This window comes from Pseudomonas sp., from assembly GCF_049590575.1.
Taxonomy (GTDB): domain Bacteria; phylum Pseudomonadota; class Gammaproteobacteria; order Pseudomonadales; family Pseudomonadaceae; genus Aquipseudomonas.
Genome location: NZ_JBAWDE010000213.1, coordinates 1 through 8,594, shown reverse-complemented (window position 1 = coordinate 8,594; position 8,594 = coordinate 1). Strand labels below are relative to the sequence as shown.

The following is an 8,594-nucleotide window of genomic DNA, read 5'->3' as shown; positions in this document are numbered from 1 at the left end:
CCTGCAGGTGGCGCGGTAGTGGTCACGGTTGGCGGTGTGGCGCTGGAGCCTTCCACCGGCACGCCGTCGTCACCTTCGGAAATGCCACCGGCTTCCTCGGCGAGCGGGCCGCGCATCACCGGCTGGCCGACCATCGGCAGGTTGGTCGGCTGGCCTGAATTGGCGAATTCGACGTTTGGCGTGGGCTTGCCCAATGGCAACTGCGCTTGTTCGGTTGGCGCGCCAGCGGTGGTCGGTGCCTTGCTGCGGCCAGGAATCAACCAGGCGGCGGCAACAGCGACCACCACAACGGCAGAAATGGCCAGTACGTGCTTCTTAGGCATAGTGAACCCCATCTTTGGACGCTTGACCGCAGAGCGGCTGGCAATCATGGCTTCGATCATGGCATCGCGGGCAACCTGGTTGATGGTGCCAGGCCAGCCGTCGGAGCTTTCGTGAATATCAGAGATCTGCGCAGCGGTGAAAAGTTCGATGCCCTGCCCTGCGCCCTCAAGGCGTTGAGCCAGGTATTCGCGGGTTTCTTCCTCTTCGTACGGCTGCAATTCGATGACGTGGAACAGTTCCTGATCGCCACTGATCTGCTCCAGATCAGCGATCAACGACGACTCACCGAACAGGAACACATGCGGGCGACCTTCCGGCGTGCCCGCTGCCAGCGCCAGCAGCGCTTCCAGGGCGGACTCGTCGAGCTGCTCGGCGTCGTCCACCAGCAGGTAGACTTCCTGGCCGGTCAGGCCCAGCTGTACCACCTGCTTGAGGATCGCATTCGGCTCGGCCGTGGCGACCTCCAGTGCCTGGGCGACCTGGCGCAGTACGCCCGCCGCATCACCGGCACCGCGGGCCGACACCACCACGCTCTGCACCGACTGCTTGTTGGTACTGGCGACCAGCGCCTGGCGCAGCAGAGTCTTGCCGCTGCCCAAGGGGCCGGTCACCACCAGCAACAGCTGGCTGTAGCGCGCAAGGTGGTGCAATTGGCCGAGCACCGGCTTGCGCTGGGCCGGGAAAAATTTGAAACCAGGCACCCGTGGAGCAAAAGGGTCATGGCTTAACTGGTAATGGCCGAGGAACGCCTCGTCGGCATGCAAACTAGTCATCGGGATCTTATTAACCTTTAAGCTGGGCCAGGGCGCGGTAATCCGCTCCCAGCGTGGCCTGTAAAATCTCTTTCGGATAATCGTCGGTCACTACCGCTTCGCCGATGTGGCGCAACAGCACCAGTCGCAGGCGACCGTCGATCACTTTCTTGTCTATCGCCATATGTTCGAGGAAATCCGCCTCGGTCATCTCCTCAGGCGGGATCACCGGCAAGCCGGCACGCTGGAACAGGCGGATGCCACGATCACGCTCTTGGGCGCTGATCCAGCCCAGGCGCTGCGACATCTCCAATGCCATCACAGTGCCAGCCGCTACAGCCTCTCCATGCAACCACACACCATAGCCCATATGGGTTTCGATCGCATGGCCGAAGGTGTGGCCCAGGTTCAAGGTGGCCCGTACACCGGACTCCCGTTCGTCGGCATTCACCACCAACGCCTTGGCGGCGCAAGAGCGCGAAATCGCTTCGGTCAGCGCCACTTGGTCAAGGGCGCGCAGCGCGTCCACATGCTCTTCCAGCCAGCTCAGGAACGGCTCGTCGCAGATCAGCCCGTACTTGATGACTTCCGCCAGGCCCGCCGACAGCTCGCGCGGCGGCAAAGTATTAAGGGTGGCGGTATCGATCAGCACGGCCTGAGGCTGATAGAACGCGCCGACCATGTTCTTGCCCAGCGGGTGGTTGATGCCGGTCTTGCCGCCGACCGACGAATCGACCTGGGACAACAACGTGGTCGGCACCTGGATAAAGTCCACGCCGCGCTGGTAGCAGGCGGCCGCAAAGCCGGCCATATCACCGATCACGCCGCCGCCCAGGGCAACCACGGTGGTGCGGCGATCATGCCGCGCAGTCAGCAGGCCATCAAAAATCAGTTGCAGGGTTTCCCAGTTCTTGTGGGCTTCGCCGTCCGGCAACACCACGGAGATCACCGAGTACGCCGCCAGGCTGCGGCTCAAACGCTCAAGATACAGCGGCGCGACCGTTTCGTTGGAGATGATCGCCACTTGCCGTCCGGCAATATGCGGCGCAAGCAACTCAGGCTGGTCCAGCAGGCCCTCGCCAATATGGATCGGGTAGCTGCGCTCGCCTAGATCGACCTTAAGTGTCTGCATGTGTCCCCGCGTTGAAGATGTATTGACGACCGGCCACGTCGAATTCCGACGCCGCCTGATGGCTCTACGCCACACCCCAAGGGGTGATAACGCGCCGCCGAGAATAGCGCATTTCGGGCCAGGCTTTAACGGGGTGGCAGCCGTTGCAGGCGTTCGAGAATATCGAGCACCACCATTCGCGGTGGCCGCTCATCGGTTTCCACCACCAGATCGGCGATTTCCCGATACAGCGGATCGCGCAGCATCAGCAGATCCCGCAGGGTCTTGGCCGGGTCGGCAGTGCGCAACAAAGGGCGATTGCGATCACGCGCGGTACGGCCCACCTGCTGCTCGACCGACGCATGCAGGTACACCACGCGACCACCGGCATGCAGGGCGCGCCGGTTTTCATCGCGCATCACCGCGCCGCCGCCAGTGGCCAATACCACGCCATCGCAGCCGCAGAGCTCGGCAATCATCGCCTGCTCGCGGTCACGAAAGCCCAGCTCGCCTTCCTTATCGAAGATCCATGGGATATTGGCACCCGTGCGCAATTCAATTTCCTTGTCGGAATCTTTGAATGGCAGGCGCAGCTCTTTGGCCAGCAAACGGCCGATGGTGCTTTTTCCAGCGCCCATCGGTCCTACAAGAATCAAATTTCGCACAGAATCAACGACTCACAGCAATCGCCTGGTTATTCATAATACGCGGAGTCAGGAATACCAGCAGCTCGGATTTTCTTTCCGCCAGCACATCGCGCCGGAAAAGGCGGCCAAGATACGGCACATCGCCCAAAAATGGCACTTTATCTACCACTTTGCTCTGGGTATTGGAGAAAACCCCGCCGATCACAATGGTCTCGCCGTCCTTGACCAGCACCTTGGCGTTGACTTCGTTTTTCTTGATCGGTGGCACGTCGTTGAGCCTGTTCAGGTAGTCGGGTTCATCCTTGGTCACCCTGACCTCCATGATGACCCAGCCATCCGGGGTGATTTGCGGGGTCACTTCCAGCGACAGCGAGGCCTCCTTGAATGACACCGATGTCGCGCCCTGGGAAGTGGATTCCTGGTAAGGAATCTCGGTGCCCTTGAGGATGCGTGCGGTCTCCTTGTCGGAAGTGACCACCTTGGGCTGCGAGACAATCTCCCCGTTGCCGGTTTTCTCCATGGCCGTCAGCTCCAGGTCCAGCAGCAGGTTGTCGGTGATAAACGCAAGGCCCAGCCCGGATGTACCGGTCAACGCGCCAAGATCGACAAAGGGTGAGCTGGGCGGGTTTGCCGACGGCTCAGCGCCTTCAGCCAAAGGTTTCTGAATCCCTCCGGCACTCCAATTGCCTTGGTTGAGGCGCCCACCCCAGCGCATCCCGAGGCTTTTGTCGTAATCAACATTGGCCTCGACAATCCGCGCCTCGATCATTACCTGACGCACTGGGATATCCAGTTGCGCCACGATCCGCCGCAGCTCTTCCAGGCGCTCGCCGGTCTGGTAGGCGATGATGTTGTTGGTGCGGTCGTCCACCGATACCGAGCCGCGCTCATCGGTGACGCCCTCAAGACCGGTCACCGACTGGAACAGCTTGGCCAGGTCCGCCGCCTTGGCGTAATTGACCTGCAGCAGCTCCCGGCGCAACGGCGCCAGTTCGGCCATTTGCTTGCGCGATTCCAACACCAGCAGCTCGCGTGCGGCCAGCTCCTCGGCAGGTGCCACCAGCAATACGCCCGCCTTCACGCGCTTATCCAACCCTTTGGTTTGCAGCACCAGGTCCAGCGCCTGGTCCCACGGCACATCCTTGAGGCGCAAGGTGATCGAACCTTGCACCTCATCGCTAGCCACCAGGTTGAGCCCGGCCACGTCAGCAATCTGCTGCAACACCGCGCGCAAATCGATGTTCTGGAAGTTGAGGTTCAGCTTGTCGCCGCTGTAAGACAGGCTCGGCGCAGCATTGCCGGGAGGCGGCAGGTGAATCAAATCCACGCGATTGGGCACAGCAGTAGCCATCGGTGCCGCGAACGCTATCCATAGCGCCACACCGAAGGACGAGAAAGTCCTTTTCATTTTTTGCTTCCGTTATGAGTTGACGTTTAACACCAGGGTTCGTGAACGCTCCAGCCATGTGCCCTGCTCATCGGGGAACAGCTCCACCAGCTCGATATAGCCATCATGGATGGCTGTCACCCGGCCGTGGTCCGGCCCCAGGTAATCGCCGACTGCCAGGCGATGCACCGTGGACGCAGCTCGCAGCAGAGCGAACGTCTGTAGCCCGCGGGACAGGGTCCCGACCATTTCGAACTGATCCACAGCGAGCTTTTCCAACACCCCACGTGGCCGCGTGATATCCGGTGCACGGGCTGCCCGGCCGGGCAAATGATCGACCTGAACGGCCACCGGCTGGAACGGATCGCGCAAGCCAGAAGCGTCGTAGACGAAAGCCTGCCCGCCCATCGCCGGCTCACCGGCGGGGACATCCTGCCGCCCATGCCAATAGGTCTTGGCCAGCAGGTCCAGACGCAGCAGCTTGCCATCACGGCGCAGCGCAACATCGTGCACCGTGGCGATCATCGGCAGACCACCCAGGCCGCTCACAAATGTCGCCAAGTCGTGATACGCGCCAGCCACACTGATCTGCACGGGCTGTTCGCTGTAGAATCGCCGAGGCTGTGCATCCAGCGGGATCACGCTTTCGACGAGCAAGCCATTGACCAGCGCCAATCGAGCGACGTCTTCCAGCAAGCCAGGCACTTCGGATTGGCCGGGTAATGCCTGCAACAACTCGTCGCTCTTGGCCTGCAGCCGCTGAACCTGAAGCGCTCGCTGTTCAAGGCTCGCGGACAAGCCGGCCTTTTGTTCAAATTGCTGTTGAAGGGCCACTTCCTGCGCCTCGGCCTCGCGCAACCGGTCCCGCGAAGGGCTCAGGTACGCAAGCTCACCGGCCACCCACACCGCACCCGCCAGCGCGCAGCCGAGCAGGGCCTTGCCGGGTAGGGGCCATTGTGCGGTGTTGTGAGTGAGCGCAGAAATATCGAGCCTGGGCAGGCTCATGGCTGGGCCTCGGTGGACTCTCCCTGGCGCACCATCAGTTGGAATTCGTTGTTGCCGCGAGCGCGTTCCGTCCGCACATGTTGCAGCCGGGTTGCGCGCCCGCCTTCAGAGGTCTCCAGGCGGCGCATCAACTGGGCGATATCCTGGCTGGATTCAGCACTGCCACTGATGCTCAGCGTGTCGCCCTTCGCGACCACTTCATGCAGATGCACACCGTCAGGCACTGCGCGCGCCAGTTGGTCGAGCAACTGGGCACCGGACGAACGGGAGTCGTGCAGGTCCTGAACGACTTTCATGCGCTCCGCCAATTGCTGGCTTTGCGCCTGCAGGTCATCAATGGTATTGATGCGCGCGTCCAGCACGCCGACCTCTTTGCCCAAATGGTCATTGCGGGTTACTTGCCGGTCAATCGCCTGGTCGATCACCTGGTCGGCCAGCCACACGGCTGCGAGCGCCACACAGGCGAACGCCAGCAAAAACGCGAGAAAGTACTTGCGCCGCCGCTCTGCCAGCGCCTGGCGCCAAGGCAAAAGATTGATTCGTGTCATCAAGTGAAACTCCTCAGGGCCAACCCGCAAGCAATTCCCATCCCTTGGGCATCCACGGCCCACTGTGCGCCATCGACTCGATGGCCCGGCGTGAAGCTGGCGAAATCCTGACCGCAAGCGCGCTGCAATGCAAACGCTTCGACATCGACTACCTCTGGCACCAACCCGGCCAGGGTCAAAACGGCCTGGCGGGCTTCCATCTGCGCCTTCAGGCACGCCGCCAGCAACACCTGCACCCGCGCCGGGTGCTGGGTCGAAGGCCCCTGAACCTGAAAGTCGATGGCCACGTCATCCAATGGATAAGGAATGTACTGGTCAGCCTCCATCTGGATCAACCATGTCATCTCGTCATCACTGAGCCCGGCGTCCATCTCGATCAGTCGCGTAATCACTGATGGCCCCGCCACCGCGATGGCAGCGCCACGGGCCGAAGTGCACAGCCGGGCCAAGGCAGCCTGCAGTGCACGCCCGATCCCTTCAAGATCGAGCAGTGTGCCATCCACCACCGCGTGGGCGGGCAGCGCCTGCGTGGTGTAGCCCTGAATGTTGTAACCGGAGGTGGAACGGCCCAGTTCGACCACCCGGATGGCGGCGTCATTGATGTCGACACCCAGTAGGATGTTGCCTTTTCGCCTGAAAAATCCCTTTCTCATAAAACTCCCTAAACCTTTGCCTGTCATACCGGCAGTCCTACCGCCTGATTGGCGCTGGGCACCGTGCATTCGGTCGACTTGACACCGGTGCGAATGACGCCCCAAGTCGAAAAATGCTTTAATGCCCAGCGTTTTTTTCCGCTTTATCTGCAGCTCGGGTTGATCCATCGTTTGTCATGCATGCCCCGACGCCTAACTCATTCTTTTCTGTGGAAATCCAAAAGCCTTGATTCGTCTGCTGAAGTTTTTCGGGTACTCCATTGTCGCGATCGTCTGCGGGCTGATGCTCGTGCTCAGCGGGGCCTACCTCTACCTTAGTCCGGGTTTGCCCTCCGTAGAGGCCCTGAGAAGCATCCAGTTGCAGATTCCTTTGCGGGTCTACAGCAGCGATGAAAAGCTGATCGCGGAGTTCGGCGAAATGCGCCGCACACCGATCCGTTTTGCCGACATTCCGCCCAATTTCATCAGCGCGCTGCTGTCGGCCGAAGACGACAATTTTGCCAACCACTATGGCGTCGACCCAAGCAGCCTGGTGCGTGCCGCCACACAATTGGTAAAGAGCGGACACATTCAGTCCGGCGGCAGCACCATCACCATGCAGGTGGCGAAGAACTTCTTCCTCACCAGCGAGCGCAGCTTTTCGCGTAAAGCCACCGAAATCCTGTTGGCGCTGCAGATCGAACGCCAGCTGACCAAGGATGAAATCCTCGAGCTGTACGTCAACAAGATCTACCTGGGCAACCGCGCGTACGGGATCGAGGCAGCCTCGCAGGTGTACTACGGCAAGTCGATTCGTGATGCCAGCCTGGCGCAGATGGCAATGATTGCCGGCCTGCCCAAGGCGCCGTCGCGCTTCAACCCCCTGGCCAACCCGGCGCGCAGCAAGGAGCGCCGCGACTGGATCCTGGGGCGCATGTACAAGCTGGGCAAGATCGACCAGGCCGCCTATGAAAGCGCTGTCGCCGAGCCGCTGAATGCCAGCTACCACGTGCCGACGCCGGAAGTGAACGCGCCGTACATCGCCGAAATGGCGCGGGCTGAAATGGTCGGCCGGTATGGCAGCGAGGCCTACACCGAAGGCTTCCGCGTGACCACCACGGTGCCGAGCAACCTGCAGGAAATCGCCAATACCTCCGTACACTCCGGCCTGGTCACCTACGACCAGCGTCACGGCTACCGCGGCCCAGAGTCGCGCCTGCCGGGCAAGACCCTGAGCGCCTGGACCACCGAGCTGGGTAAACAGCGTCCGATCAGCGGCCTGGAGCCAGCCATCGTCACCCAGGTGAAGAAAGATGGCGTGCAGGTACTGACCCGCACCGGCGAAGCGCATGTGGCTTGGGACAGCATGAAATGGGCGCGCCCATTCCTGAACACCAACAGCATGGGCCCGATGCCCAAGCAGCCGTCGGATGTCGCGCAGGTCGGTGATTTGATCCGCGTGCAACGCCAGCCGGACGACAGCCTCAAATTCAGCCAGGTGCCGCTGGCCCAGGGCGCCCTGGTGTCGCTGGACCCACAGAACGGCGCCATTCGCGCCCTGGTCGGCGGTTTCGCCTTCGAGCAAAGCAACTATAACCGCGCCACCCAGGCCAAGCGCCAACCGGGTTCGAGCTTCAAGCCGTTCATCTACAGCGCCGCGCTGGATAACGGCTACACCGCTGCCAGCCTGGTCAACGATGCGCCGATCGTGTTTGTCGACGAGTACCTGGACAAGGTCTGGCGTCCGAAGAACGACACCAACACCTTCCTTGGGCCGATCCGCATCCGTGAAGCGCTGTACAAGTCGCGCAACCTGGTGTCGATCCGTCTGCTGCAGGCAATGGGCGTGGGCAAGACCATCGATTACATGACGCGCTTTGGCTTCGCCAAATCGGACCTGCCGCCGAACCTGTCCCTGGCCCTCGGCACCGCCACCCTGACGCCGATGGAAATCGCCACCGGCTGGAGCACGTTCGCCAACGGCGGCTACAAGATCGCGCCCTATCTGATCGACAAGATTGAAAGCCGCAACGGCGACACCCTGTTCACCGCCAACCCGCCGCGCGTGCCAGGTGACGTGGTCAACGGCGTGGCCGCCACCGATGGCCTGGCAGCCCCGAGCAATGGCGGCATCACCATCGAGCCAAGCCCGGGCGCAGCGCCGGCTACCAACGGCACGACCCCGACC

7 protein-coding genes and 1 pseudogene are annotated in these 8,594 nt (G+C 61.8%); 1 reads left to right on the top strand and 7 read right to left on the bottom strand.

The features are described 5' to 3' along the window. The 7 genes and pseudogenes from WBR57_RS14115 to pilM all read right to left on the bottom strand — a co-directional run. The coding region (locus WBR57_RS14115) for an AAA family ATPase (RefSeq protein WP_424084336.1) at window positions 1-1,097 on the bottom strand (1,097 nt) is incomplete at its 3' end. A 10-nt stretch (window positions 1,098-1,107) separates the two neighbouring features. Continuing rightward, window positions 1,108-2,208 carry a 3-dehydroquinate synthase gene (gene aroB / locus WBR57_RS14110; protein WP_424084335.1) on the bottom strand — a complete coding sequence of 367 codons (1,101 nt, stop codon included), beginning with the start codon at window positions 2,206-2,208 and terminating at the stop codon, window positions 1,108-1,110. A gap of 125 nt (window positions 2,209-2,333) precedes the next feature. Beyond that, window positions 2,334-2,852: a shikimate kinase AroK gene (gene aroK / locus WBR57_RS14105; RefSeq protein WP_424084334.1), complete on the bottom strand. Its 519-nt coding sequence runs from the start codon at window positions 2,850-2,852 to the stop codon at window positions 2,334-2,336. Window positions 2,853-2,856: 4 nt separating this feature from the next. Beyond that, window positions 2,857-4,110: pseudogene (locus tag WBR57_RS14100) on the bottom strand (type IV pilus secretin PilQ); the annotation flags it as partial. Between the two features lie 144 nt (window positions 4,111-4,254). Further along, window positions 4,255-5,226, bottom strand: a complete 972-nt coding sequence (locus tag WBR57_RS14095; protein ID WP_424084333.1) for a pilus assembly protein PilP — start codon at window positions 5,224-5,226, stop codon at window positions 4,255-4,257. Continuing rightward, the gene (locus WBR57_RS14090; RefSeq protein ID WP_424084332.1) at window positions 5,223-5,774 is read right to left on the bottom strand and encodes a PilN domain-containing protein; all 552 of its coding nucleotides are present in this window, start codon (window positions 5,772-5,774) and stop codon (window positions 5,223-5,225) included. The genes WBR57_RS14095 and WBR57_RS14090 overlap by 4 nt, the downstream gene beginning before the upstream one ends. Further along, a complete protein-coding gene (gene pilM, locus WBR57_RS14085) occupies window positions 5,774-6,427 on the bottom strand; it encodes a type IV pilus biogenesis protein PilM (RefSeq protein ID WP_424084331.1) in 654 nt (217 codons plus the stop codon). The genes WBR57_RS14090 and pilM overlap by 1 nt, the downstream gene beginning before the upstream one ends. Before the next feature lie 229 nt (window positions 6,428-6,656). Between pilM and WBR57_RS14080 the strand changes: the two genes are divergently transcribed. Beyond that, window positions 6,657-8,594: penicillin-binding protein 1A (locus WBR57_RS14080; protein WP_424084337.1), on the top strand; the 1,938-nt coding region annotated here is incomplete at its 3' end.